Below are 24,798 nucleotides of genomic sequence, written 5' to 3'. Positions count from 1 at the left end.
CTGCGGATGGAGTCCGTCCGGAAGACCTTCGGCGACTCGGTCGTGCTGCGGGACGTCGACCTGGAGGTCGCCCCGCACACGGTGACCGCGCTGATCGGCGCCTCGGGCTCCGGCAAGTCGACGCTGTTGCGGTGCGCGAACCTGCTGGAGGACATCGACGACGGCGCGATCTGGCTCGACGGCGAGGAGATCACCGATCCGCGCGTCGACCAGGACGCCGTACGGCGCCGTATCGGCGTGGTGTTCCAGGCGTACAACCTCTTCCCGCACATGACGGTGCTGGAGAACATCACCCTCGCCCCGCGCCGGGTGCAGGGCGTGTCCCGGGCCGAGGCCGAGACACGCGCGCGTGAGCTGCTGGAGCGGCTCGGGCTGGCGGACAAGGCCGGCGAGTACCCGGACCGGCTGAGCGGCGGCCAGCAGCAGCGGGTGGCGATCGTGCGCGCCCTGGCCGTACGGCCCCGGTTGTTGCTGCTCGACGAGGTCACCGCGGCTCTCGACCCGGAGCTCGTGGGCGAAGTCCTCGCCGTTGTCCGTGACTTGAAGGCAGACGGGATGACGATGGTGCTGGCCACGCACGAGATGGGGTTCGCGCGGGAGGTCGCCGACCAGGTTTGTTTTCTGGACGGAGGGGTGGTGCTGGAGCGCGGTACGGCGGAGCAGATCTTCGGGGACCCGCAGCAGGAACGTACGCGGCGCTTCCTGCGGCGGATCGTGGAGGCCGGACGCCTGTAAGGACCGCTCGCCATGGCGGGGCGGTCCTTACACGTCAGCCCCTCACAATCACGTCACGTGGCCGCCTGCCCCGCCCCCGCGAGCGCCGCGACCCGCTCCACGCCGAACGCGTACCCCTGCACACCGCACCCCGCGATGACCCCGTCGGCCCGCAGGGAGACGTACGAGTGGTGCCGGAACGACTCGCGCTTGTGGATGTTGGAGATGTGGACCTCCAAGACCGGAAGCCCGTCACAGGTGTTGAGCGCATCCAGGATGGCCACGGAGGTGTGCGAGTAGGCGCCGGGGTTGATCACGATCCCGCAGTGGTTGAGCCGCGCCTCGTGGATCCAGTCGACCAACTCACCCTCGTGGTTGGACTGTCGGAAGTCGATCGTGCCGCCGTGCGCGGCCGCCGCCTTGGCGCACAGGGCCTCGACGTCGGCCAGGGTCTCGGAGCCGTAGATCTCCGGCTGGCGCTGGCCGAGCAGGTTCAGGTTGGGGCCGTTGAGGATCATGATGGGGGCGTGGGCCAGGGTGCGGGGCACGGTTCCTCCGGTCCGTTCGGGGTCGGGCGGTCCGTCGATGACCGCTGCTCAGCCCCCGGTTTATCACGGTACGTAGGTCACGACGCGCGTCCTACCCTCTCGTTATGACCATGATCTCGTACCCTCCCAAGCCCTCCCCGGGCGACCGCGTCGCCGTCATCTCGCCCGGCGCCGGACTGCCCGGCCTCTTCCCGCGCCCCTTCGAACTGGGCCTGGAGCGGCTGCGCAAGGAATTCGAGCTCGAACCGGTCGAGTATCCGGCGACCCGCAAGATGGGCTCGACGCCGCGGGAGCGGGCCGACGACATCCACGCCGCGTTCGCCGATCCGGACATCAAGGCGGTCATGGCGTCCATCGGCGGCGACGACCAGATCACCATGCTGCCGCTGCTGGACCGGGAGTTGATCCGGTCGAACCCGAAGCCGTTCTTCGGGATGAGCGACAACACGAACCTGCTGATGTTCCTGCGCAACACCGGCATCGTCGGCTACCACGGTGCGACCGTCATGACCGCGCTGGGCCGCCCTGTCGCCATGGATCAGCTGACCGCCGAGTCACTGCGGGCGGCGCTGTTCACGTCGGGCGAGTACGAGCTCAGGCCCGCAGAGCGCTGGAACGACGTCAACCGCGACTGGGCCGACCCGGCGACCTTCGACGCGGAGCCGGAGACACGCCCCGCCGACGGCTGGACGTGGGTGAACGCCGGCCAGGTGGTGGAGGGCCGCAGTTGGGGCGGGTGCCTGGAGATTCTCGGCTGGTTGCTGATGGCCGACCGGGAGATCGCGCGCGACCTCTCGGAGTACGACGGCGGGGTGCTGTTCCTGGAGACCTCCGAGGAGATGCCGAGCGGCGAGGAGGTCTTCCGCACCCTGCGGAACATGGGCGAGCGCGGCCTGCTGCACCGGTTCTCCGCTCTGCTGATGGGCCGCGCGAAGACCTGGTCCTTCGAGCACCCCAACGGCCCCGAGGAGGCCGCTCGTTACGCCGCTGAGCAGCGTGAGGCCGTTCGGCGCGCCATGCGCGCCTACGCGCCCGACACCACGATCGTCTTCGACGTCGACTTCGGGCACACCGACCCCCAACTGGTGATCCCTTACGGCGGGGTCGTACGCGTCGATGGCCCCTCCCGGCGCATCACCGTCACATACTGAGGGAGGCCGACCGCCCCCGCGCGCCCCCGTAACCCGCGATCACTGTGGGTAGTTGACGCGGCATGCACGACGTACGCACCGTAAAGGCGCCCTCCATGTTGCGGCTCGCGACGGCCTCGCTCGCCGGGACGGCCATCGAGTTCTACGACTTCTTCGTCTACGGGACCGCGGCGGCTCTGGTCCTGGGCCCGCTGTTCTTCCCGACGTTCTCGCCGGTGGCGGGAACCCTGGCCGCCTTCGCGACGTTCGGGGTCGGCTTTGTGGCGCGCCCCTTGGGATCGGTGTTGTTCGGGCACATCGGGGACCGGCACGGACGTCGGCCGGTACTCGTCGCCTCGCTGCTGCTGACCGGCGCCTCCACGGTCGCGGTCGGCTGCGTACCGACGTACGACACGATCGGTGTGGCCGCTCCCCTGCTGCTGCTCGTGCTGCGCTTCCTGCAGGGGCTGGGGCTCGGCGGCGAGTGGGGCGGGGCCGTCCTGCTGACGGTGGAGCATGCGCCTGCCGGGCGGCGCGGGCTGTGGTCGAGCTTCCCGCAGGTCGGGCCCGCGCTGGGTTTTCTGCTCGCCAACGGAGTGGTGCTGGGGCTGTCGGCGACGCTGTCCGAGGCGCAGTTCGCCGCGTGGGGATGGCGGGTGCCGTTCTGGGCGGCCGGGGTGCTCGCGACGGTCGGGCTGTGGCTGCGGTCGTCGCTCGCCGAGAGCCCACGCTTCCTTGAAATCGACGACCACGCGCGCGTGCCGCTCGCCGAGGTCGTACGCGACCACTGGCGGCTCGTCCTGCTGACGGCCGGCGCGCTGTCCATCGGCTACGCGGTCTTCTACACCGTGACGACCTGGTCCCTCGCGTACGCCACCGAGCGACTCGGCGTGAGCCGCAGCGTCATGCTGACCTGCATCATGGGCGCGGTGCTGGTGAAGGGCTCGCTCACCCCTCTGGTGGCATGGCTCGGCGACCTCCACGGGCGGCGGCCGCTGTGCCTGATCGGGTGCACTGCCACCGCCCTGTGGATGTTCCCGATGGTCGCGCTCCTCGCCACGGGTGAGCCGCTGCTGATGTTCCTCGGCTTCCTCGGCGCGATGATCGCGTTCATCATGATGTTCGCGGTGATCGCCGCGTATCTGCCAGAGCTGTACGAGCCCCGGGTGCGCTGCACGGGCGCCGCGGTGGGCTACAACCTCGGCGGCGTCCTCGGCGGCGCGCTCACGCCGATCGTGGCGACCGCACTCGCTGACCAGGGCGGTCGGGTGCCCTGGGGTGTGGGGGCGTACATGACCGGGGTCGCGCTGCTCAGTCTGGTGTGTTTCGCGCTGCTGCCCGAGACCCGTCCGGTGCCGGCCGCGGCGGCGGAGCCCGCCACCGGGTGACGGGCTCCGGAGCATCTCAGTGTCCGCTACGGGTTGATCGCGAGCTCCAGATAGGCCGCGAACAGCACCAGGTGGACGCCGCCTTGGAGCGGCGTCGCCCTACCCGGCACCACCGTCAGCGAACTCACCACCACCGTCAGGGCGAGCAGCACCATGTGGGTGGGGCCCAGACCGAGGACGAGCGGGCCGGAGAGCCAGACGGAGGCCAGGGCTACCGCGGGGACGGTCAGGCCGATACTGGCCATCGCCGAGCCGAGCGCCAGGTTCAGGCTGGTCTGCACCCGGTCACGGCGGGCGGAGCGCAGCGCGGCGATCGTCTCGGGGAGCAGCACCAGCAGGGCGATGATCACGCCGACGACCGCATGCGGCAGGTCGGCTGCGGCCACCCCGGACTCGATGGTCGGCGACACGCCCTTGGCCAGACCGACCACACCGATCAGGGCCAGGCCCAGTAGCGCCAGGCTGATCAAGGCCGTGCGCTGGGAAGGCGCGTGGGCGTGGTCGTCCACGGTGATCACCTCGCCCTGCCGGGTGATGGGAAGGAAGTAGTCACGGTGGCGCACGGTCTGGGTCGTCACGAACAGGCCGTAGAGGATCAGCGAGGAGAGTGCGGCGAACGTCAGCTGGACGGTGGAGAACTCCGGCCCGGGCTTGCTCGTGGTGAACGTCGGCAGCACCAGGCTGAGCGTGGCCAGGGTGGCGACGGTCGCGAGGGCGGCTCCGGTGCCCTCGGGGTTGAAGACCGCCGTGCCGTGCCGCAGCGAGGCGACCAGAAGGCACAGGCCGACGATGCCGTTGCAGGTGATCATCACGGCGGCGAAGACCGTGTCCCGCGCGAGGGTGGAGCTCTTGTCGCCGCCGTCGGCCATCAGGGTCACGATCAGGGCGACCTCGATGATCGTGACGGCGACCGCGAGGACGAGGGAACCGAAGGGTTCGCCGACCCGGTGGGCGACCACTTCGGCATGGTGCACGGCGGCCAGGACGGCGCCCGCGAGGACCAGCGTCACCAGCGCGACGACCGCGCCGGGCAGGTCTCGTCCCCAGGTGAAGATCAGCAGGACGACCGCGAGCACCGGCACGGCGTAAGTCCACCGGGTCGTGAGCGGCCTGAGCCTGGCGATCATGGAGCGATCGTCGCAGAGGGGTGGGGGGTTCGCATTCCGGTCGGTGTGGTGGCCAGGCGGCCCCGCGCCCTCGGGATGCGGGGCCCCTGTAGGTCGTATGTCCCTACGCGAAATCGGTCGTCTCCTGTACGTCGCAGTCCGTGAAGGACGGCGGCCTGGTGCACAGCGCGGCCATCTGCTCCGCGAACTTGGTCGTCTCGGGGTCGTCGCTGTTGCGCACGGCGTCCTCGTAGGAGTCGAACTCGATCACTACGAGGTAGCGGTTGGGCAGGCCCCGGTCCTTGAGGACGAGACGGCGCGTGGGGCCGCCGCTGCGGCCGGCCAGGCGCTGTTCTGTCTCGTGGGCCAGCTCCCGCATCTCGTCGATGCGCTCGGTCTCGAAGTCGATGATCTGTACGAACTTCATGGGTGCGTCCACAGGTGCCTCCACCCCCGGCCGTAGTGTCCCCCGGCGAGGACACCCAGCACCCAAAGAAGCACCGGGAGCGGTGCTCGGCAATTCGCTGGGCACCACTCCCGGTGTTGGTTCTTCCTACGTACGACGGGGTCAGACGTCGATGCTGTCCTTCGGAGCGCCTTCGCTCTCCTCCTGCGCCGCCTCGGCCGCCGCCTGCTTCTTGGAAGCCCTGAGGCTGGTGATCGTCGTGATGATCAGGACCGAGCAGATCACGCCGAGCGAGACCGGGATGCTGATCTCGGGGACATGGACGCCGGACTCGTGCAGCGCGTGCAGCACCAGCTTGACGCCGATGAAGCCCAGGATGATCGACAGGCCGTAGCTGAGGTGGACCAGCTTCTTCAGCAGGCCACCGATGAGGAAGTACAGCTGCCTCAGACCCATCAGCGCGAAGGCGTTGGCCGTGAACACGATGTACGGGTCCTGCGTCAGGCCGAAGATCGCCGGGATGGAGTCGAGGGCGAAGAGCACGTCGGTGGTACCGATCGCCAGCATCACGACCAGCATCGGGGTCATGACCCGCTTGCCGTTCTCCTGGATCCACAGCTTGGTGCCGTGGTAGCGGTCGGCGACACCGAACCTGCGCTCGGCTGCCTTCAGCAGCTTGTTCTCCTCGAACTCCTCTTCCTCGTCGCCGGCCCGGGCCTCCTGGATGAGCTTCCAGGCGGTCCAGATCAGGAAGGCGCCGAAGAGATAGAACACCCACGCGAAGCTGGCGAGGATGGCGGCACCCGCGGCGATGAAGATGGCCCGCAGCACGAGGGCTATCAGGACACCGACGAGCAGCACGCGCTGCTGGTACTGGGTCGGCACGGCGAACTTCGCCATGATCAGGACGAAGACAAAGAGATTGTCGACGCTCAGCGACTTCTCGGTGATGAAGCCGGCGAAGAACTCGCCGCCGGCCTGTCCGCCGCCGAAGATCAGCAGGCCGAGCCCGAAGAGGCCCGCCAGGACGACCCAGACGACCGTCCAGATTCCGGCTTCCTTGATCGATACGTCATGCGGCTTGCGGCCGATGAAGAAATCGACCGCGATCAGGGCGGCAAGGCCCACGATGGTCAGGACCCAAAGGGTCGTCGAGACTTCCACTGCGCCTCCGGCAGTCGTAACGGCAAATGTCAGCGTCGTCGCGCGCCGGAGGTCTCTTCCACCCACGATGGGCCGACGCCCCGGGATCTGGCCTGATCCGTATTGACGGGTACGCCGCAGCAGACAGGGAGTACTCCCCTCCGTGGGACAAACAGTACCCCAATTACCAAGGAAAGGTAAAGCGCTTGGCAAAAGAAGTACCAAGTTCGCTGGTCAGGGGGTCTTTACCGGTACTTGGCCCGGGCCGCCGCCACCTGGGTGAGCACTTGGTGGAGGACCTGACTGCCGGGCGGCACGAGCGAGGGCTCATAGGTCCAGGCGTGCCCCACCCACGGGTCGGCGAGATGATCGTCCGGCACCGGGGTCAGTCGCAGCAGCGAACGCCACAGCGGGTCGAGCAACGGGCCGTAGGCGGAGGCTTCCTCGCGGTCGGCGACCATCATCAGGTGGACACCGACGGCCGGGCCCTCGTCCGCGAGGTAGCGCAGCTGGTTCACGGCCCGGTCGTCGAAGCCGTGCGGGAAGTCATTGACGATCAGCAGTTGCTGTGCCGTGTCGAAATCGGGTGGCAGGGAGTCGGGCGCCCCGCCGCGCAGCGCCATCTGTACCAGGTCGACACGTTGGGTGAGTCGCGCGAGGACGTCCGCGACACCGGCCGCTCCCAGGGCGGGCGGGGCCGCGAGCACGCCGGACTGCACCAGCGGTACGAGTGCCTGTGCGCCGGAACCGGCCGGGTCGATGACCTGCACGGCGAACTCGCCCGCCGGATAGACGGCGAGCAGCCGGGCCGCGTGCGCCACCGCCGTCTCCATCGCGAGGCGCCGCAGGTCGTGGGAGTCCGTGAACGAGCCGTCGATCGATCCGCCGCGCCCGCTGTCGATCCACAGGCCGCGCTCCAGCGGTAGCCGGACCAGCATCGGGATGCGCAGCTCGGCGCTCTCGGGCAGATGGAGGTCGCCCAGGCGCAGGGCCATGGGAATCTCCATCGGTACGCGGTAGCCGTGCCAGACGGGGTTGTCCCATCCCGCGTAGGCGGGTGGCAGTGCGGGCTCGACGACCTCGACTTCGGCGGTGAGCTGGACGAGGTCGCGGTCGAGCGTCGCCCGGGCCTGGTTGACGAGCTGGGCGTGCTTGGCCTGGGCGGCCTCGCGCGCGGCGTCGCTCTGTCCGCCGATCCGGCTGCGCGGATCCGACAGGACCTGGTCGAGCTCCTTCTCCATACGGGAGTCGGCGAAGTCGACCGCGCTGCGATAGGCGGCCGTGGTGCGGGCCAGGTCCTCGAACATGCCCCACACCTGGTTGTAGAGCCGCTCGTCCATGGACCAGCCGGTGGCGTCACCCGCGACGGGCCGGGCGGGCTGCCCCGGCTCGGCGGGCGGCGCGGTCGGCGGGGGCGGCGGCGGAGCCGCGGTCTGCCGGCCCGGGTGGCTGTAGTTGATCGGCCCCCCGGACGTGGGGGCGGACGGCTGGGCGGGGTCCGTGGCGCCGCTTCCGCTCTGGTACGGCGGCTGCGGTGCGGGCTGGCCCGGCGCGCCCGGGGTCTGAGTGCCGTAAGGAGAGGTGGGCTGCGGTGACGCGGAGCCGGACCCGGTGCCGGGGGCGCCCTGTGGTGCGGAGCCGCCCTGGTCCGGGCCGAGTGCCGGTGCGGCCGTCTGCCGGGAACGGTCGCCGTCCGTCCGGGTCGGGGGTGCCGGCACCGAGCGGGCCATGCCCTGGGCCACCGCCTCATGGATGCCGCCGGCAAGCTGATGGGCCTGGGCCAGGCCCTGGTCGGCGAAGAGGTCGGCGAGACCGCCCGCGTACCCCTGGCCGATGGCACGCACCTTCCAGGCGCCCTGGCGGCGGTAGAGCTCCAGGGCGACGACGGCCGACTCGGCCTCCAGACCGGTGATGGTGTAGCTGGCGATCTCGGTGCCGTCGAGGCCGGTGACCGCGACGAAGGGGGTGGCGACGGCTCCGAACCTGGTCGGGCCGCTGCCGGTGGGCAGGGCGAGCAGCACACTGACGCGGTGGACGGCTTCCGGCATGGCGTCCAGGTCCACCGCGAGGCGATGGTCGGCGGCCGCCTGCCGGGAGACCTCGAGGCCGGGCAGGGTAGGCGCGCCGGGATGGGCCACCCATTCGACGCCGTGGATCCTGCCCTGCTCGTCGCCGAGCGTGGCGGCGGCCACGACCGGTGTGCCGGCCGAGACCCGGATCTCCAGACGGGCCTGGGAGAGCGGGTGATTCTGCCCCCGCACCAGCTCGGCCGTCATGCCTTCGTCCCCCTGTGTCGCTTGTCTTGTCGTACGCCGCCCGCCGGGCCCCAGACGTCCTACAGGTGCGGCAGGATGGCCGGCATCAGGTCCTGGAACGTACGGCCGTTGGCCGGCGTGCCGAGGGCCGTCATCGTCCAGCTCGCTCCGGTGCGGTGCACCTTCGCCATGATCTGGGCGGTGTAGGCGCCGCCGCCCGCGAGCGTGTAGCGGGCGAGTTCCTGGCCGTTGGTCTCGTCGACCAGACGGCAGAACGCGTTCTGCACCTCCTGGAACGTCTGGCCCGTGAAGGAGTTCACGGTGAAGACGATCTGGTCGATGTGGACCGGGACGCGCGCGAGGTCGACGAGGATCGCCTCGTCGTCGCCGCCCTGGCCGACACCGCCGACGAGGTTGTCGCCGGTGTGGCGCACCGAGCCGTCGTCGCTCACCAGGTGGCGGAAGAAAACGACGTCGACCGGCTGCTTGTCCGCGAACAGGACGGCGGACGCGTCGAGGTCGACCTCCCGCGTGCGCGTGCCGAACAGGCCCCGCCGGGGAGCCGCCTGCCAGCCGAGACCCATGCGCACCGCGGTCAGGCTGCCGCCGTCGTCCTTCTGCAGACTGATGGCCTGACCCTTGGTCATGTTGACGGTCACGTGCTGTTTCCCCTCTCGAGCTGTCCCCTGTTGGCCGCGGACCCCGCGGATGACCAGAACCCTACGCAGGGGCCCTGACAGTGCCGTACCCCGGACCCCACTTTGTGTCGGTCTTGCAACACAGCGCGTGCCCGTCAGGCCAGGCCGGCCTCCTTCATCTGGCGCAGTTCCTTCTTCATCTCGGACACCTCGTCACGCAACCGGGCCGCGATCTCGAACTGCAGGTCGGCGGCGGCGGCGCGCATACGCTCCGTCAACTCCTCGATCTGCTCGGCCAGATCGGCCGCCGGGCGGTCGGTCGGCACCGTCTCCTTGGCCTTGCCCTTGACCGACTTGGCCGCCTTCGCGCCTTTGGCCGCCTTGTCGCCGAGGGAGGGCACGGGAGCCTTGGTTCCCCGGCCGTCCTTCTTCGCGCGGTAGCCGGTGCCGAGCAACTGCTCCGTGTCGACGTCCTCGCGGGCGATCTGCGCGACGATGTCGTTGATCTTCTTGCGCAGCGGCTGGGGGTCGATGCCCTTCGCCTTGTTGTACGCGACCTGCTTCTCCCGGCGGCGGTTGGTCTCGTCGATGGCCTTCTCCATCGCCGGGGTGATCTTGTCGGCGTACATATGGACCTCGCCGGAGACATTGCGCGCCGCACGACCGATGGTCTGGATGAGGGAGGTGCCGGAGCGCAGGAAGCCCTCCTTGTCGGCGTCGAGGATCGCCACCAGGGACACCTCGGGCAGGTCGAGGCCCTCCCGGAGGAGGTTGATGCCGACGAGGACGTCGAACTCGCCGGCGCGCAGCTCCCGCAGCAGCTCGACACGGCGCAGGGTGTCGACGTCGCTGTGCAGATAGCGCACCTGGATGCCGAGCTCCAGGAAGTAGTCGGTGAGGTCCTCGGCCATCTTCTTGGTGAGGGTGGTGACCAGGACGCGCTCGTCCTTCTCGACGCGTCCCCGGATCTCGTGGACCAGGTCGTCGATCTGGCCCTCGGTGGGCTTGACGACGACCTCCGGGTCGACGAGGCCGGTGGGGCGGATGATCTGCTCGACCTGGCCGTCCGAGCGGGAGAGCTCGTAGTTGCCCGGGGTCGCCGACAGGTAGACCGTCTGGCCGATGCGCTCCTGGAACTCCTCCCACTTCAGGGGGCGGTTGTCCAGCGCGGAGGGCAGACGGAAGCCGTGGTCGACGAGGGTGCGCTTGCGGGACGCGTCGCCCTCGTACATGGCGCCGATCTGCGGCACCGTGACGTGCGACTCGTCGATGACGAGCAGGAAGTCGTCCGGGAAGTAGTCCAGCAGGGTGTTCGGCGGGGAGCCGGGCTCCCGGCCGTCGAAGTGCATCGAGTAGTTCTCGACACCGGAACAGCTGCCGATCTGACGGAGCATCTCCAGGTCGTACGTGGTGCGCATCCGAAGACGCTGGGCCTCCAGGAGCTTGCCCTGCTTCTCCAGCTCGGTGAGGCGCTCGCCGAGTTCCTTCTCGATGTCGTTGACGGCGCGCTCCATGCGCTCCGGGCCCGCGACGTAGTGGGAGGCCGGGAAGACGTACAGCTGCTGGTCGTCGCTGATGATCTCGCCGGTGAGCGGGTGGAGCGTGGACAGTGCCTCGATCTCGTCGCCGAACATCTCGATGCGGACGGCAAGCTCCTCGTAGACCGGGAAGATCTCGATGGTGTCGCCGCGCACCCGGAAGGTGCCGCGGGTGAAGGCAAGGTCGTTGCGCGTGTACTGGATGTCGACGAAGCGGCGCAGCAGCTGGTCCCGGTCGATCTCCTCGCCGACCTTGAGCGGGACCATGCGGTCCACGTACTCCTGCGGGGTACCAAGGCCGTAGATGCAGGAGACCGAGGCGACCACGACGACGTCACGGCGGGTGAGCAGTGAGTTGGTCGCGGAGTGGCGCAGGCGCTCGACCTCCTCGTTGATCGAGGAGTCCTTTTCGATGTAGGTGTCCGACTGCGGGACGTAGGCCTCGGGCTGGTAGTAGTCGTAGTACGAGACGAAGTACTCGACGGCGTTGTTCGGCAGGAGCTCGCGGAATTCGTTCGCCAGCTGGGCGGCCAGGGTCTTGTTCGGCGCCATCACCAGGGTGGGACGCTGGAGCTTCTCGATCATCCACGCAGTGGTGGCTGACTTTCCTGTGCCGGTCGCGCCGAGCAGGACGACGTCCTTCTCGCCGGCGCCGATGCGCCGGGCGAGCTCGGCGATGGCCTGGGGCTGGTCGCCGTTGGGCTGGTACGGGCTGACGACCTCGAAGGGCGCCACCGTGCGTTCGATGCTGGAAACGGGCCGCATGGGATCCACCGTACGACCCGCCACTGACAACGCGGTCCGATCAGTGGTTTTGCGGAGTGCGGGAGCCTCGGAGGTCCTGGTTGCGGCGCGCGCGCAGCTGGGGGCGGCGGGCCTGGTGCGGGACGGCGGTGTGGGCCGGGACGCCCGGCTTGTGCTCGACGGGGGCCGCGGCGGGCTTGCCCATGATCATGTGCGGGTCGAACAGCACGACGGCGCCCGCGAGGAGCAGGAAGGCGAGCGGGCCGATCAGCATCGGTGCGAGCAGGGCGGCGGGTGAGTCGCCCGTCCCGGAGGTCCCGGTGCCGTGGAGATGGACGTTGAGGGCGGCCATGCCGGTGTAGTGCATGCCGCTGACGGCGAGGCCCATGACGAGGCTCGCGCCGACGCTCCACATGAGCCCTCGGACCTGTCCGGCAGCCCACAGCGCGGCGGTGGCCGCGACCATCGCTATGGCGACGGAGACGCCGACGGTGAACGTGTTGTACTCCAGCTTGCCGTCGAGCCGCAGGCCGGCCATGCCCAGGTAGTGCATCGAGGCTATGCCCAGGCCGGTGATGGTGCCGCCGGTGAACAGGGCGGTTCCCCTGGCCCCCTTGTAGCCGACGATGAAGATCCCGACGCCCACCATGACGATGGCGACGGCCAGGCTCGCGAACGTCATCGGTTTGTCGTAGTGGATCGGCGTCTCCTCGACCGTGAACCCCATCATCGCGACGAAGTGCATGGTCCATATGCCGGAGCCGATGGCCGCCGACCCGAGGGCGAGCCAGCCGGGGCGCCACGAGTGCGAGACGAGCATCGATCTTGTGGTGCAGCGCAGACCGAGGGCACCGCCGAGGCAGGCCATGAGGTAGGCCACCAGCGGTGTGACGAGTCCGTAGCTGAATCCGTCGATCGTGCCCTGCATACGCGACCGCCCTTCCCGCCCTCATACATCCCGGAATGCTGTGAATACGCCCCCCTCTCAGCGCCGCCCGAGCGGTCAGGGTTGAGGCAGAGAGTAACTCCCACCGGAATGGTCGAACGATTCTCCGGCAAAGAAACACGGCCTTGCCCCAGTTGTGCGGCACGAGTGAGCGGGCCCGGGCAACTCCATTCATTCTGTGGCCATTCTGTACTCCTCCACCGTTGACCCTCTGCTGTCACAGTTGTGCTGTCTGTGATCGTTCGACGCGAGGAGTACGTATGCACGCGCGCGCTGTAGCCGCCACGACGACCGCACTCCTGGGAACCGCCGCTCTTCTGCTTCCGGCCTCCCAGGCCCGGGCCGGCGCCGAGCGGCCTACGGTGATCGCCCACCGAGGAGCCTCCACCTATGCCCCGGAGAACACCCTGGCCGCCGTCGACAAGGCCGCCGAACTGGGCATCAGCTGGGTCGAGAACGACGTGCAGCGCACCAGGGACGGCGAGCTCGTCGTCCTTCACGACGACAACCTGAAGCGCACGACCGACGTGGAGGAGGTCTTCCCCGGCAGGGCGCCCTGGAAGGTGAAGGACTTCACCGCCGACGAGATCGCCCTCCTGGACGCGGGCAGTTGGTTCGGCCCCGCGTACGCGGGCGCGCGCGTGCCGACGCTGGAGCAGTTCATGGACCGTCTGGAGCTGCACCACCAGAAGCTGCTCCTGGAGATCAAGAACCCCGACCTGTACCCGGGCATCGAGGAGCAGACCCTCAAGGCCCTGGCCAACGAGGGCTGGCTAGACACGGACCACCTGGCGAGCCGGCTGATCGTGCAGAGCTTCAGCCCGGACAGCGTGCGGACCGTCCACGAGCTGAAGCCGACCGTGAAGACCGGCTTCCTCGGTACGCCGCCGACGTCGGAGCTGGCCGACTACGCGGACTTCGCCGACCAGATCAACCCCTCGCACAGCTCCATCTCCTCGGACTACGTCGCCACCGTCCAAGAGTTCGACGGACCGCACGGCAGGCCGTTGGAGGTGTTCACCTGGACCGTGAACGACGCGGACACCGCCCGGCTCGTCGCCGGGTACGGCGTCGACGGCATCATCACCAACAGCCCCGACGTGGTGCGGGACGCCCTGCCCGAGGAGTGAGGGCGGCCCCGGCGGAGCGGTCGGTCCGCGGTGACGGGGGCGTTGTCAGTGGTGGGTCGTACGGTGGGCGCATGGACAGCCATGGGCAGTACGAGCAGCAGGTCGTGTGGGCCGTCGTCGGTACCGACATCGGTCCGCTGATGCTGGCCGCGACCCGCGACGGCCTGGTCAGTGTCGTGTTCCACGCCACGGAAGCGGTGCGCGAGACCGCACTCGGCAGGCTGGCGTCGAGGCTGGGCGTCGACCCGGTCGAGGCGCCCGGCTCCCCGCTGCTGGCCGAGGCGATACGTCAGATGGAGCAGTACTTCGCGGGTGCGCGCCATGACTTCGAGCTGCCGCTGGACTGGTCCCTGATCTCCGGCTTCAACCGGCAGGTGCTGCGTGAGCTGGCGTCCGGCGTCCCTTACGGCACGGTCGTCGGGTACGGCGATCTGGCCGGGCGGGTCGGACAGCCGGGCGCGGCCCAGGCGGTCGGGACGGCGATGGGCGCCAATCCGCTTCCGGTCGTCGTGCCCTGCCACCGGGTCGTGGAGAGCGACGGCGGCATCGGAGGGTTCGGGGGCGGGCTGGAGACCAAGCGGAAGCTGCTCGCGCTGGAGGGAGTCCTGCCGGAGCCGCTGTTCTGAGGAGGGCCTGGCCCGGCCTGGGGTTGGGCAGGCGGGAGATGAGGGGGAGACTGCGCCTGTGACGACACTTTTCACCCACCTGTACGCGGCCGGTCCGGTGTCATGACGGCCGTGGAGCGGCAGGCCGTCGTGGCCGTCCCGCCCGACCGGTTGCCGGCCCTTCGGCGCCGGATCTCGGCCGTGCTGATCACCACGCAGATCCTGGGCGGCCTGGGCGTCGCCACCGGCATAGCGCTCGCGGCCGTGCTGGCCAAGGAGGTCAGCGGCACCGAGTCACTGTCCGGACTCGCGCCCACCGCGACCGTCGCCGGTACGGCGGTGCTGTCGATGCCGCTGGCCGCGTTGATGACCGCCAGGGGCCGTCGGCCCGGGCTCGTGCTGGCCTATCTGATCGGGGCTGTGGGCGCGGGGGTCACGGTGATCGCGGCAAGCGTCGGGAGCTTTCCGCTGCTGCTGTGCGGGATGGCCGCGTTCGGTGCGGCGTCAGCGGCGAACCTCCAGGCCCGGTTCGCGGCCGCGGATCTGGCCGAGCCGGAGCGGCGGGCCCGAGCCATCTCGCTCGTCGTGTGGGCGACCACCATCGGCGCGGTCATCGGTCCGAACATCGCCGCGCCCGCCGGTCGCAGTGTCACGGGCCTCGGGATACCCGCCGCCGCGGGCCCGTTCCTGTGGGCGGCCGGGATCTTCCTGATATCGGCGGTCGTGGTAGCCGTACTGCTGCGGCCGGACCCGCTGCTGACGGCGCGTGCCCTGGCGCCGGCTGAGGAGCAGTCGCCGGCGGCCCGTTCGCTGCGCGCGGGGGTGGCCGCCGTGGCCGCCTCGCCGCGGGCGCGGCTCGCGGTGGTGACCGTGGCCGTGGCGCACACGGCGATGGTCTCGGTGATGTCCATGACCCCGGTCGACCTCGCGCACCACGGTGCGGGCATCGATCTGATCGGACTGGTCATCAGCGGACACATCGCGGGGATGTACGCGTTCGCGCCGCTCATGGGGCGGTTGTCGGACCGGCTGGGGCGGCTGTCCGGGATCGGGCTCGCCGTCGGGCTGCTGGCGTGCGCGGTGTTCGTCGCCGGTACGGCGGGCGCCAGTCATGGGCAGACGGCCGTCGGACTGTTCATCCTGGGGCTCGGCTGGTCGGCGGCGCTCGTCTCGGGTTCAGCACTGCTCACGGACTCCGTGCCGCAGCCCGCGCGGGCCGCCGCACAGGGGTTGTCGGACCTGGTCATGAACGCGTCCGCGGGCGTCGGCGGAGCGGTCGCCGGGCTCGTGGTCGCCCAGGCGAGCTACGCCTGGCTGAACTTCACCGCCGCATGTCTGCTGGTCCCGCTCGCAGGGCTGGCCCTTTGCACGCGGCGTGGACGGGCAAAAAGCCTTCCGGCGGGCGACTGACGGCCCGTGCACGGCTGGACCGCGCGAGGACTGGCCGGACCTGGACGGCGGTAGCAGACTCGACCATGCGCACAGCCGCTGGCGTCCGACGGCATCCGTAAGACACGGGCCGAAGGGACGGCGATCACTCATGAGCGGAAGCAGGGCAGTGGCGTATCTCAAGCCGGGCGCGGTGGAGGTCAGGACCATCGACTACCCGACGCTCGAACTCCAGGACGGACCGGGAGTCGCCCCGACAACATCGGCCGCAAGGGCCGGCACGGGGTGATCCACAAGGTCCTCGCCACCAACATCTGCGGCAGCGACCAGCACATGGTGCGGGGGCGGACCACGGCGCCGGGGGGCTGGTCCTCGAACACGAGATCACCGAGGCGCGGGCCCACGGCCCGAACGCTCAGGAGGCCCCCGCGACGGTCCTGAACTCGTTGATGGGCGTCACTCGCGCGGGCGGTGCCCTCGGCATCCCCGGCCTCTATGTCACGGCCGACCCCGGAGGGATCGACCAGGACGCGAAGTCCGGGACGCTGAAGGTGCGGCTCGGCCTCGGCTGGGCCAAGAGCCACCGCTTCACGACCGGCCAGTGCCCGGTGATGCAGTACCACCGGAGCCTGATGATGGCGATCCTGCACGAGCGCGTGCACATCGCCAAGGCGGTCGACGCGACGGTGGTCTCCATCGAGGACGCACCACTGGGCTACGCCCGAGTTCGACCAGGGCGCCAGTCGCAAGTACGTGCTGAATCCGCAGCGGCGCTGGACGGGGGGTGCGGCCGGTCTGAGTAGTCGGCAGGCAGGAGGGGCCACGCACGCGTGGCCCCTCCTCGGCTCGCTAGTCGTAGTGCCGGGCCTCGAAGACGTTGCCGTCGGGGTCACGGAAGTAGAAGCTGCGCCTGGCCTTGCCGCGGGCGCCGAAGGAGTCGTACGAGTAGTCCGAGACGGGTACGTCCTGCTCCTCCAGGTGGGTGCGCAGCCCGTGGAAGTCGGCCTCCGGCAGGGACAGACAGACGTGGTTGACGGGGTGTCCCGCGCTCTCGGCGGCACCGGGGAGCATCTTCATGCGCTCCGCCATGGTCATGGGCATGAGGTCGAGGATGGTCTCGTCGTTGACGCGGACCGAGGGGAACGGCGCCTCGCCCGCGATGAACTCGGTGAGCCTGACGGGCGCCAGGCCGAGTGTCTCCTGGTAGAAGGCGGCCGATGCGGCGGGGTCGCTCACCCAGAGGACCACATGGTCGAGACGGGTCGAGTTGTCGGTCATGCGTTCAAGGCTGGTGTCCTCTCCCACAGGCCGCAAGGGTTTGACCCGGTGCGCCGCCCGCCAGAGATGAGGGAAGACCGAGCGACAGGAGGCAGGCGCGTGGTGCTGGTGGTGTCGGAAGAGGTACGGGAGGCGCTTGACGCGCGTCGGCCCGTGGTCGCCCTGGAGTCCACGATCATCGCGCACGGGTTGCCGCGCCCGCGCAATCTCCAGGTGGCGCTGGAACTGGAGGACGTCGTGCGGCAGGAGGGCGCCGTTCCGGCGACGATCGCAGTGCTGGACGGGCGGCCCCATGTCGGGCTGGACAAGGAGCAGCTGGAGCGGATCGCGAACGAGGACGGGATCCGCAAGCTCGGGCACCGGGATCTGCCGCTCGCGGTGGCCTCCGGGGCGAGCGGGGCGACCACGGTGTCGGCGACGGCTCTGCTGGCGAGTCTCGGGGGCGTACGGGTGTTCGCTACGGGCGGGCTCGGCGGTGTGCACCGGGAGTGGACGGTGACGCAGGACGAGTCGGCCGACCTGGGGCTGCTGGCACGCACGCGGATCACGGTGGTGTGCGCCGGCGTCAAGTCGATCCTGGATGTCCCGGCGACCCTCCAGCGGCTGGAGACGCTGGGCGTCGCGGTCGCCGGATATCGCACGGAACGCTTCCCGGGCTTCTACCTCTCCGACTCCGGGCACCCCGTGGACTGGACGCTGCGGTCGCCGGAGGAGGTGGCCGGGGTGATGCGCGCCCAGGACGCGCTCGACGGGCCGGAGTCGGCGCTGATCGTCGCCAATCCGGCGCCGGAGGCGGAACAGCTGGATCCCGAGCTGCACGCGCGTGTGCTCGCCGACGCGCTGCACGCGTGCGAGGAGCAGGGCGTCACCGGTCAGGCTGTCACACCGTTCCTGCTGGACTACTTGGTGCGGCACACGGACGGTGCCTCGCTGAGCGCCAATCTCGCGGCGGTACGCGGCAACGTACGGCTGGCGGGGCGGATCGCGGCGGCCTGGGCCAGGGCGTGAACGAGCCGGGGGACGGGACCGGGACCGGGCAGGGCGCGGAGGGGAACGTGCCCTCCCCTTGCGTCCGGCCCGCCCCGACCGTCCGGCCCGCCGCCCCCGCCGAGCCCACACCGACCGCCAAGCCCGCCCAAACCACCCAGACCACCCAGACCACCGAGCCCACCCCCGCCCTCGCGCGCGCCGGCGCGCTCCTGGTCGTCGGTGACGTGGTCACGGACGTCATCGCTCGCCACCGAGGCCCGCTCGCCTCGGGTACGGACACGGCGGCGGCCATCCGGACGATGCCAGGTGGCGCGGGCGCCAACGTGGCCTGCTGGGCGGCCCGTTGGGGTGCTGAGGAGGTGCGGCTGCTGGGGCGCGTAGGAGCGGACGCGGCCGCGTGGCACGAGCGGGAGCTGACCGCGAGCGGAGTGGAGCCCCTTCTAGTCGTCGATCCGCAGGCGCCGACCGGGACGGTGATCTGCCTGGTCGACACGGGCGCCGCCGCCGAGCGGACGTTCCTCACCGACAGCGGGGCGGCCACGCGGCTGGACCCCGGTGACTGGTCGGACGCGTTGCTCGACGGCGTCGGATGGCTCCACCTGTCGGGCTATCTGCTGTTCTCCGAGGCGAGCCGGGCCCTGGTGGCGAGGGCGCTGGCGTCCGCACGCGCGCGTGGCGTGCCGGTGAGCATGGATCCGGCGTCGGCGGGCTTCCTGGTGGAGCTGGGCGTGGATCGTTTCCTGGCGTTGGTGGAGGGCTTGGACGTCCTGCTGCCGAGCCGGGACGAGGCGTGTCTGCTGACGGGGCTGCCCGATGCGACGGACGCTGCGGCCAAGTTGAGCCGCCATGTCCCGCTGGTGATCGCCAAGCAGGGGGCCGACGGTGCTCTGGTGGCCCGGTCGGGCACGGTGCGCGCCCATGTCCCGGCCGTGCCGACGGCGCCGAGGGACACGACCGGGGCGGGTGACGCCTTCAGCGGGGCCTTTCTCGCGACCCTGCTCACGGGCGCCCGACCCGAGGACGCGGTGCGGGAGGGGTGTCGGGCGGGTGCGCTGGCGGTGGCACGGGTGGGTGGAAGGCCGCCCGCACCGGAGTGACAGCGGCAGCCGGGAGGACAGCAGCGGCAGCGTCCAGAAGCGAACGGCGGCAGCAGCCGTAGAGATGGCGTCGGCCGCGGCGCGGACCTTGGCTGAAACTACGTCAGCTCCCGCTCTCCTCCGGTGCCTTGCGGCCCCACACCGAGATCATCGGAGCGGTGGCCAGGTCCATGTCGCCGGCGGCGACGTTGGTGAGGTGGCGGTCGATCTCCTGGTCGGTGGCGATGCCTTCGGTGACGAGCTGATCGCGGATCTGCCGGACGGTGGCGGACTCCAGCGCGGTGCAGGCGGGTGAGGTGAGCGGGAAGTACGCGTCGGCCTCCACCCGGTGCAGACCCGCCTCACGGAGCAGGCGCGGGAGTCTGCGGCCGTAGGAGAGATCGGCGCCGCGGTCGGCGAGCAGTTTGCGGAAGCCCTGGCGGAGGCGGTTCGCCAGCTGCTGCTCGGGGCCGAACTCGTCGGGGCAGAGCAGGGGCTGCAGTGCGGGGTCGGCGTCCTCGATCAGAAGCCGGCCGCCGGGGCGCAGGGCCTCGATCATCGAGCGCAACGCCCGTTCGCGGTCCGGCACATGGACGAGTACGAGCCGGGCGTGGACCAGGTCGAACCCCTCCCCCGGCGGCTCGTCGGCGGCCACGTCGTGGACGCGGACCTCGACCGGCGGGCGGGCGGCCGCGGTGAGCAGCGAGGTGTCGATGTCGGTCGCGACGACCCGTCCCGTCGGGCCGACCTTCTTGGCCAGCCAGGACACCACCGAGGTGCCGCCGGCGCCGACCTCCCAGCAGCGCCAGCCTGGTCCGACGCCAAGCCGTTCGAGATGCCGGAAGGTCGTGGGGTCGAAGAGAGCGGCGAAGGCGTCGAAGCGCTCGCCCGCCTCGGCCTGCCGGTTGTCGAGGAGATAGCCGTGGGTTCGCGTCATGATGCGATCATCCCAGTTGTCCGGCTCGTCCGGACGGGGCGACGCTCGGCGGGGCGGCCCTGAAACTCGTACGGGCGCCCTCCCAACCGCGACGGGCGCGCAGCCCCATTGTCCACAGCCGGGCACCTAGCCCCTTTGTCCACAGCCGGGAACCAAGCGGAACCTCCTGCTCCCACAGGCTTACCCACCTCTCACGCCCAGCTGGCAAACTTGCGGCCACGGCACAGAAAGCGACGCACGGTGAGCGAGCCGAGGGGCTGAAGCGCCTCGGAGGTGAGCCGGTCGTCAAGGGGAGATCCACGCAAGGAGATCCAGATGTCCATGGCAGGGAATCTGCGGAAGGTCACGGGCCTCGGCAGGGTCGGTGGCCTCCGCAAGGTGGCACGGCTGGCTCGACGGCGCCCTCGCGTCGACCTCAGTCACCCCGCCCGGTCCCCGCTGGGCTCCTCGGTGGTGAACTGCGTGACCTACCGGGACGGTGTGCGGGTCCCGGAGAGCGGTGATCTGGTCGACGTCGTCCAGCGGGTGCGCAAGCGCGGTGCCGGATTCGTCTGGCTCGGCCTCCATGAGCCCACGGACCAGGAGTTCGCGGGCATCGCGGAGCTGTTCACCCTGCATCCGCTGGCGGTCGAGGACGCGGTCGAAGCACATCAGCGCCCGAAGCTGGAGCGCTACGACCAGACGCTGTTCGCGGTGTTCAAGACCGTCTGCTACGTCGAGCACGAGGAGCTCACGGCGACCAGCGAGGTCGTGAACACCGGCGAGATCATGGTGTTCGTCGGCCAGGACTTCGTGATCACGGTGCGGCACGGACGGCACGGCTCGCTGGGTCCGTTGCGTGAGGAGCTGGAGTCGAGCCCCGAGCAGCTCTGCAAGGGACCCGCGGCGGTACTGCACGCCATCGCGGACCATGTCGTCGACGACTATCTGAACGTCATCGACTCGGTGCAGGAGGACATAGACGAGGTCGAGACGGACGTGTTCGCGGAGAACGGCGCGCGGGCCGATCCAGGGCGGATCTACCAGCTCAAGCGGGAACTGCTGGAGCTGAAGCGGGCCGTGGTTCCGCTGAGCCGCCCCCTGGAGGAGCTGGCCACGGCCCCCATCCGGGTGGTCGAGCCGGAGATACAGGCCTACTTCCGCGACGTCTCGGACCATCTGCTGCGCGCCAAGGAGCAGATATTCGCCTTCGACGAACTGCTGAACTCGATCCTTCAGGCGCACCTGGCACAGGTCACCGTCTCGCAGAACGAGGACATGCGGAAGATCACGGCGTGGGCCGCGATCATCGCCGTGCCGACGATGGTGTGCGGGGTGTACGGGATGAACTTCGAGCACATGCCGGAGCTGCGCTGGACGTTCGGATATCCATTGGTTCTGGGCGTGATATCCGTCGCGTGCGTGGTGCTGTACCGCGGCTTCCGGCGCAACGGATGGCTCTGACACGGCCTGCGGGGACGTCGGTACGCCCCCGTCCGGCACGGTGAGCCGGACGAGGACGGCAGAAGGAGTGAAAGGAGTGAGCGGTGAGAGCCGGTCGCCTGGTCAGTGCGTCGTCGGCGCCCCGGTCCTGGCGTAGACGCTCTCGGCCCACTGACCGATCTCGTTCTCCCTCAGGTTCAGTGCCAGATCGGCCTCGCTGATCATGCCGACCAGGCGCTTGTTCTCGATCACGGGGAGCCGGCGGATCTGGTGCTCCTTCATCTCCCGGAGCACGTCGCTGATGTCGGCGTTCGCCTCGATCCAGCGCGGGGTGCCCTGGGCCATCTCGCCGGCGGTGACCTTGCTCGGGTCGCGGCCCATGGCCACGCAGCCGATGACGATGTCGCGGTCGGTGAGAATGCCGCAGAGCCGCTCGTTCTCGTCGCTGATGGGCAGGGCTCCGACGCCCAGCTCGCGCATCAGCTGAGCGGCGCGGTCCAGGGTCTCGTGGGCCGGGATCCACTGGGCACCACGGTGCATGATGTCTCCGGCAGTGGTCATGAAGTACCTCCCGATGCCGGACGGCCGGCGCGGCGCAGGACGCACCGCTAGTCCCGGCGCCCTTCATTCTCGCCGCGCAACCCGGCCGACGCACCCCGAACCGAGCGGTGACGCCTACCGGCCACCGACCTGACCGCCCCGGCGGCGGGCGGCGATCAGGCGGCGAAGCGCACGATCTTCCGTGGGAGGACACGGATGATCACCCGGGTCTCGTCCTCCTTTTCGGCGGGCGGGTCGATGCCGAGGTACTTGTGGGAGAGCTCGAACGGCAGGCGCTTGGACTCGTCCGGGACGATCTCGGCGGTGCCGCGGATCTCGACGGAGGAGTAGGGGTTGGCGAGGTCGTAGACCGAGACGCTGATGCGGGGGTCGCGGCGGAGGTTGCGCACCTTCTGGCGGGCGTCGACGGAGGAGAAGAGCACGGTGTCGCCCTCGCGTTTGATCCAGACCACCGAGTTCTGTGGGGCGCCGTCGGGGCCGAGCGTGGCCACGCTGGCGAAGTTCTTGGCGTCGAGCAGGGAGCGGACGGAGTCGTCGAAGGAGATCGGATCACCCGTGGAGGTCGTCATGACGCCCAGAGTAGTTAAATGCACGCGCATATAAAAGGGATTTGGCGGATCAAGGATCAACCGCTCCATGCCGGGTGCCGCGGGTCGTCGGCGCGCACCAGGACGTCCGCCGTGGCGGCCGGATCGGTCTCCTGGTCGTAGCGCTCGAAGGCGGGCAGGGTCCAGTGCTCGGTCTCGGGAGTGCGGCGGCGCAGGGCGCCGGGTGAGAGGAGGACGTGGACGGTCAGGTCGAAGGGGAACCAGTGACGCAGCAGGAGGGGGCCGTGCAGCAACAGGACGCCGCCGGGCGGGAGTTGGACGTAGGGGCTGCGGGTGGCCCGGTCGGTGGCCGGGTCCCAGAGGTCCGGCAGGACGCGGCCGTCGCCGTCGGGCTCCAAGGGGCCGAAGACCTCGCGCCACAGGGCGCCGGTGTCGAACCAGCCGTCGTAGTAGGCCTCCACGTCCCGGTGGCCGTACTCCAGGCGGACCGAGGCCGGGCGCAGGAAGCCCTGGGTGTCGACGGTGAGCGAGGGTCGGCCGCGTATGCGCAGTGCCTCCCCGACCCGCTCGGCGAGGTCTCCCGGGCGGGCGGCCGGGGCGCCGTCGAAGGCGACGCGGGGCCAGGGGCCGCCGTCGGCCGGCTTCAGGTCGAGCAGACGCTCGGCCAGCAGGTCGCCGAGCCGCTCCCAGGTGATCGCTTCGAGTCGCACACGCCCCATGATGCGACAGGGAGGCGCCGCTCCGGGCCGGGAGGCGTTCGGGGTGCGTCCACCGTGCGGCCGAACCGCTGCCCGGGCCTGGTCAGACGGCGTTCCGGCCCTCGCCGGATAGTTCCCCGGACCCGCCCGGAGGGGAATGAACCCCCTATGGCACCTCTCGCAACTCCCCCGCCCTGTACCGGCCTTGTCGTCATCCAACCCCTCCGGCGGCGGCACTGCGGGGATTGCCATGCGGGACCGTTGCAGATGCTCGTGCTGGAGGACGGTGCGCCGCGGTGCCTCGACTGCGCGGACCTCGGGCATCTGGTGTTCCTGCCGCGCGGCGACACGGCGTTGACCCGGCGGTCGCGGGAGGAGAGTGCGCTGTCGGCGGTGGTCGTGCGGTTCAACCGGCGCCGGGGCCGTTACGAGCGGCAGGGCGTCCTCGTGGAGGAGGCGGGGCTCACCCGGGCGGAGCAGCGGTGCCTGGCGGACGCGGAGGCCCGGCGGCGGCGCCGGGCGCGGGACGCGCGGCGGCGGGCACGGGAGGACGTGCGGTTCGCTGGGGCGTTCGCGGCGGAGATACGCCGGCTGTTCCCGGGGTGTCCGGCGGAGCGGGCGCGGGAGATCGCCGCGCACGCGTCGGTGCGGGGCAGCGGACGGGTGGGGCGGAGTGCGGCGGGGCGGGCGTTGTCGGAGGGGGCGGTGACCTCGGCGGTCGTGGCGTCCGTACGGCACATGGACACGCCGTACGACCAGTTGCTGATGAGCGGCGTTCCTCGACACGAGGCGCGGCGGCGGATCACGGCGGCCGTGGAGACGACGTTGCGGGCGTGGCGGGCGGAGGTGTCGGAGGTGGGCTGACGGCGGCCGAACGGTCGTCGTCACCCATCGCCGTTTCGCCGGCCGCTTCCTCCCCCTGGACGCTCACACATGTGCCGGCGCCGCTCGGCGATGGTCGACGTACTCGTCCAGGGTTTGACTTGTGGTGACGGATGGGGCCGGGCAGAGGCTCGGCGGGATGCGGGAGTTGACGTTGACATGATCGATGGGCCGTACTTCGTCCTGGTCGTGATCGGAGTGGTCGGGACCGGCCTCGTGGCCGGGGTCTTCTGCGCCTTCTCGACCTTCGTGACGCGCGGGCTCGCCGCGCTGCCGCCCGCGCAGGGTGTCGCGGCGATGAAGGCGATCAATGTGACCGCGTTGATGCCGGCGTTCATGCTGGTGTTCCTCGGGACGGCGGTGCTGTGCGCGGTGATCGCCGTGGTGACGTTCGTGCTCTGGCCGGACCAGGGCACGGTGGAACTGCTGCTGGGCAGCGCGCTGTATCTGTTCGGCTCGTTCGGGGTGACCATGGTGGCGAACGTGCCCCGCAACGAGGCGCTGGCCAAGCTGGAGGCGGGCACTCAGGAGGCGGCGGACTACTGGCCGACGTATGTGCGCGAGTGGACCATGTGGAACCACATACGTACGGTCGCCTCGGCCGCCGCCGCGGTGTCGTACGTGCTGGCCCTCAGCTGACCTGGCCGGTGACCTCTCCGCCGGGCCTGGCCGGTGCCTCTCCGCCGCTCTGCGCGGGCGGCCGGTGGGACGTATCGTGGCCAAAGG

At 70.2% G+C, this 24,798-nt stretch carries 26 protein-coding genes; 13 read left to right on the top strand and 13 right to left on the bottom strand.

Going from position 1 to position 24,798, the window contains the following annotated elements:
• The first annotated feature begins 6 nt into the window (after positions 1-6).
• Complete coding sequence (locus tag AQJ67_RS14775; RefSeq protein WP_062719371.1) at positions 7-735, top strand: amino acid ABC transporter ATP-binding protein; 729 nt, start codon at positions 7-9, stop codon at positions 733-735.
• Between the two features lie 53 nt (positions 736-788).
• On the opposite strand, the gene aroQ is transcribed toward AQJ67_RS14775, so the two are convergent.
• Positions 789-1,262, bottom strand: a complete 474-nt coding sequence (aroQ, locus tag AQJ67_RS14770; protein ID WP_062719163.1) for a type II 3-dehydroquinate dehydratase — start codon at positions 1,260-1,262, stop codon at positions 789-791.
• Between the two features lie 104 nt (positions 1,263-1,366).
• On the opposite strand from aroQ, the gene AQJ67_RS14765 reads away from it, so the two are divergent.
• Entirely contained in the window at positions 1,367-2,413 is a 1,047-nt protein-coding gene (locus AQJ67_RS14765; RefSeq protein ID WP_062719162.1) for a S66 family peptidase, read from the top strand.
• Positions 2,414-2,508: 95 nt separating this feature from the next.
• Positions 2,509-3,780, top strand: coding sequence for an MFS transporter (locus AQJ67_RS14760; protein ID WP_062719370.1), 1,272 nt, complete (start codon positions 2,509-2,511; stop codon positions 3,778-3,780).
• 26 nt (positions 3,781-3,806) lie between these two features.
• Here AQJ67_RS14760 and AQJ67_RS14755 read toward each other — a convergent pair whose 3' ends face one another.
• The 7 genes from AQJ67_RS14755 to AQJ67_RS14725 all read right to left on the bottom strand — a co-directional run bounded on the left by AQJ67_RS14755 (position 3,807) and on the right by AQJ67_RS14725 (position 12,538).
• The gene (locus AQJ67_RS14755) at positions 3,807-4,907 is read right to left on the bottom strand and encodes a calcium:cation antiporter (RefSeq protein ID WP_062719161.1); all 1,101 of its coding nucleotides are present in this window, start codon (positions 4,905-4,907) and stop codon (positions 3,807-3,809) included.
• A gap of 103 nt (positions 4,908-5,010) precedes the next feature.
• Complete coding sequence (locus tag AQJ67_RS14750) at positions 5,011-5,313, bottom strand: DUF1330 domain-containing protein (RefSeq protein WP_062719369.1); 303 nt, start codon at positions 5,311-5,313, stop codon at positions 5,011-5,013.
• A gap of 141 nt (positions 5,314-5,454) precedes the next feature.
• A complete protein-coding gene (locus tag AQJ67_RS14745) occupies positions 5,455-6,456 on the bottom strand; it encodes a TerC/Alx family metal homeostasis membrane protein (RefSeq protein WP_062719160.1) in 1,002 nt (333 codons plus the stop codon).
• Between the two features lie 224 nt (positions 6,457-6,680).
• Entirely contained in the window at positions 6,681-8,711 is a 2,031-nt protein-coding gene (locus AQJ67_RS14740; RefSeq protein WP_062719159.1) for a TerD family protein, read from the bottom strand.
• A gap of 59 nt (positions 8,712-8,770) precedes the next feature.
• Positions 8,771-9,349, bottom strand: a complete 579-nt coding sequence (locus tag AQJ67_RS14735) for a TerD family protein (RefSeq protein ID WP_062719158.1) — start codon at positions 9,347-9,349, stop codon at positions 8,771-8,773.
• Between the two features lie 134 nt (positions 9,350-9,483).
• Positions 9,484-11,631, bottom strand: a complete 2,148-nt coding sequence (gene uvrB / locus AQJ67_RS14730; protein WP_062719157.1) for an excinuclease ABC subunit UvrB — start codon at positions 11,629-11,631, stop codon at positions 9,484-9,486.
• A gap of 40 nt (positions 11,632-11,671) precedes the next feature.
• Positions 11,672-12,538 (bottom strand): MHYT domain-containing protein, encoded by an 867-nt coding sequence (locus AQJ67_RS14725; protein ID WP_062719156.1) that lies wholly within the window; start codon positions 12,536-12,538, stop codon positions 11,672-11,674.
• A gap of 278 nt (positions 12,539-12,816) precedes the next feature.
• Between AQJ67_RS14725 and AQJ67_RS14720 the strand changes: the two genes are divergently transcribed.
• From AQJ67_RS14720 to AQJ67_RS49260, 5 genes are all read left to right on the top strand, one after another.
• On the top strand, positions 12,817-13,686 hold the full coding sequence (locus AQJ67_RS14720; protein WP_062719155.1) for a glycerophosphodiester phosphodiesterase: 870 nt from the start codon (positions 12,817-12,819) through the stop codon (positions 13,684-13,686).
• 71 nt (positions 13,687-13,757) lie between these two features.
• Complete coding sequence (locus AQJ67_RS14715; RefSeq protein WP_062719154.1) at positions 13,758-14,312, top strand: methylated-DNA--[protein]-cysteine S-methyltransferase; 555 nt, start codon at positions 13,758-13,760, stop codon at positions 14,310-14,312.
• 102 nt (positions 14,313-14,414) lie between these two features.
• Complete coding sequence (locus AQJ67_RS14710) at positions 14,415-15,701, top strand: MFS transporter (protein ID WP_062719153.1); 1,287 nt, start codon at positions 14,415-14,417, stop codon at positions 15,699-15,701.
• Positions 15,702-15,831: 130 nt separating this feature from the next.
• The gene (locus AQJ67_RS49265) at positions 15,832-15,969 is read left to right on the top strand and encodes a hypothetical protein (protein WP_244190459.1); all 138 of its coding nucleotides are present in this window, start codon (positions 15,832-15,834) and stop codon (positions 15,967-15,969) included.
• Between the two features lie 160 nt (positions 15,970-16,129).
• A complete protein-coding gene (locus AQJ67_RS49260) occupies positions 16,130-16,483 on the top strand; it encodes a hypothetical protein (protein ID WP_062719152.1) in 354 nt (117 codons plus the stop codon).
• A 46-nt stretch (positions 16,484-16,529) separates the two neighbouring features.
• Here AQJ67_RS49260 and AQJ67_RS14700 read toward each other — a convergent pair whose 3' ends face one another.
• Positions 16,530-16,958 carry a VOC family protein gene (locus AQJ67_RS14700; RefSeq protein ID WP_062719151.1) on the bottom strand — a complete coding sequence of 143 codons (429 nt, stop codon included), beginning with the start codon at positions 16,956-16,958 and terminating at the stop codon, positions 16,530-16,532.
• 99 nt (positions 16,959-17,057) lie between these two features.
• On the opposite strand from AQJ67_RS14700, the gene AQJ67_RS14695 reads away from it, so the two are divergent.
• Both AQJ67_RS14695 and AQJ67_RS14690 read left to right on the top strand, forming a co-directional pair.
• Complete coding sequence (locus tag AQJ67_RS14695) at positions 17,058-17,966, top strand: pseudouridine-5'-phosphate glycosidase (RefSeq protein ID WP_208614972.1); 909 nt, start codon at positions 17,058-17,060, stop codon at positions 17,964-17,966.
• Positions 17,967-18,157: 191 nt separating this feature from the next.
• On the top strand, positions 18,158-19,045 hold the full coding sequence (locus AQJ67_RS14690; RefSeq protein ID WP_062719367.1) for a carbohydrate kinase family protein: 888 nt from the start codon (positions 18,158-18,160) through the stop codon (positions 19,043-19,045).
• 103 nt (positions 19,046-19,148) lie between these two features.
• On the opposite strand, the gene AQJ67_RS14685 is transcribed toward AQJ67_RS14690, so the two are convergent.
• On the bottom strand, positions 19,149-19,961 hold the full coding sequence (locus AQJ67_RS14685) for a methyltransferase (RefSeq protein ID WP_062719150.1): 813 nt from the start codon (positions 19,959-19,961) through the stop codon (positions 19,149-19,151).
• 315 nt (positions 19,962-20,276) lie between these two features.
• Between AQJ67_RS14685 and AQJ67_RS14680 the strand changes: the two genes are divergently transcribed.
• Positions 20,277-21,404 carry a magnesium and cobalt transport protein CorA gene (locus AQJ67_RS14680; protein ID WP_062719149.1) on the top strand — a complete coding sequence of 376 codons (1,128 nt, stop codon included), beginning with the start codon at positions 20,277-20,279 and terminating at the stop codon, positions 21,402-21,404.
• 102 nt (positions 21,405-21,506) lie between these two features.
• On the opposite strand, the gene AQJ67_RS14675 is transcribed toward AQJ67_RS14680, so the two are convergent.
• The 3 genes from AQJ67_RS14675 to AQJ67_RS14665 all read right to left on the bottom strand — a co-directional run bounded on the left by AQJ67_RS14675 (position 21,507) and on the right by AQJ67_RS14665 (position 23,211).
• On the bottom strand, positions 21,507-21,944 hold the full coding sequence (locus tag AQJ67_RS14675) for a CBS domain-containing protein (protein WP_062719148.1): 438 nt from the start codon (positions 21,942-21,944) through the stop codon (positions 21,507-21,509).
• 155 nt (positions 21,945-22,099) lie between these two features.
• Entirely contained in the window at positions 22,100-22,513 is a 414-nt protein-coding gene (locus AQJ67_RS14670) for a PPOX class F420-dependent oxidoreductase (protein WP_062719147.1), read from the bottom strand.
• A gap of 56 nt (positions 22,514-22,569) precedes the next feature.
• A complete protein-coding gene (locus AQJ67_RS14665; protein ID WP_208614959.1) occupies positions 22,570-23,211 on the bottom strand; it encodes a nucleoside/nucleotide kinase family protein in 642 nt (213 codons plus the stop codon).
• 147 nt (positions 23,212-23,358) lie between these two features.
• Here AQJ67_RS14665 and AQJ67_RS14660 point away from each other — a divergent pair, with 147 nt between their 5' ends.
• Both AQJ67_RS14660 and AQJ67_RS14655 read left to right on the top strand, forming a co-directional pair.
• Positions 23,359-24,054: a DUF2293 domain-containing protein gene (locus AQJ67_RS14660; RefSeq protein ID WP_079055963.1), complete on the top strand. Its 696-nt coding sequence runs from the start codon at positions 23,359-23,361 to the stop codon at positions 24,052-24,054.
• A gap of 177 nt (positions 24,055-24,231) precedes the next feature.
• The gene (locus AQJ67_RS14655) at positions 24,232-24,711 is read left to right on the top strand and encodes an anthrone oxygenase family protein (protein WP_062719145.1); all 480 of its coding nucleotides are present in this window, start codon (positions 24,232-24,234) and stop codon (positions 24,709-24,711) included.
• Positions 24,712-24,798 lie beyond the last annotated feature (87 nt).

The organism is Streptomyces caeruleatus (genome assembly GCF_001514235.1).
In the GTDB taxonomy this organism is placed as follows: domain Bacteria; phylum Actinomycetota; class Actinomycetes; order Streptomycetales; family Streptomycetaceae; genus Streptomyces; species Streptomyces caeruleatus.
Note: the sequence above shows the minus strand (reverse complement) of the source record. Positions and strands in the feature narration are given on the sequence as shown.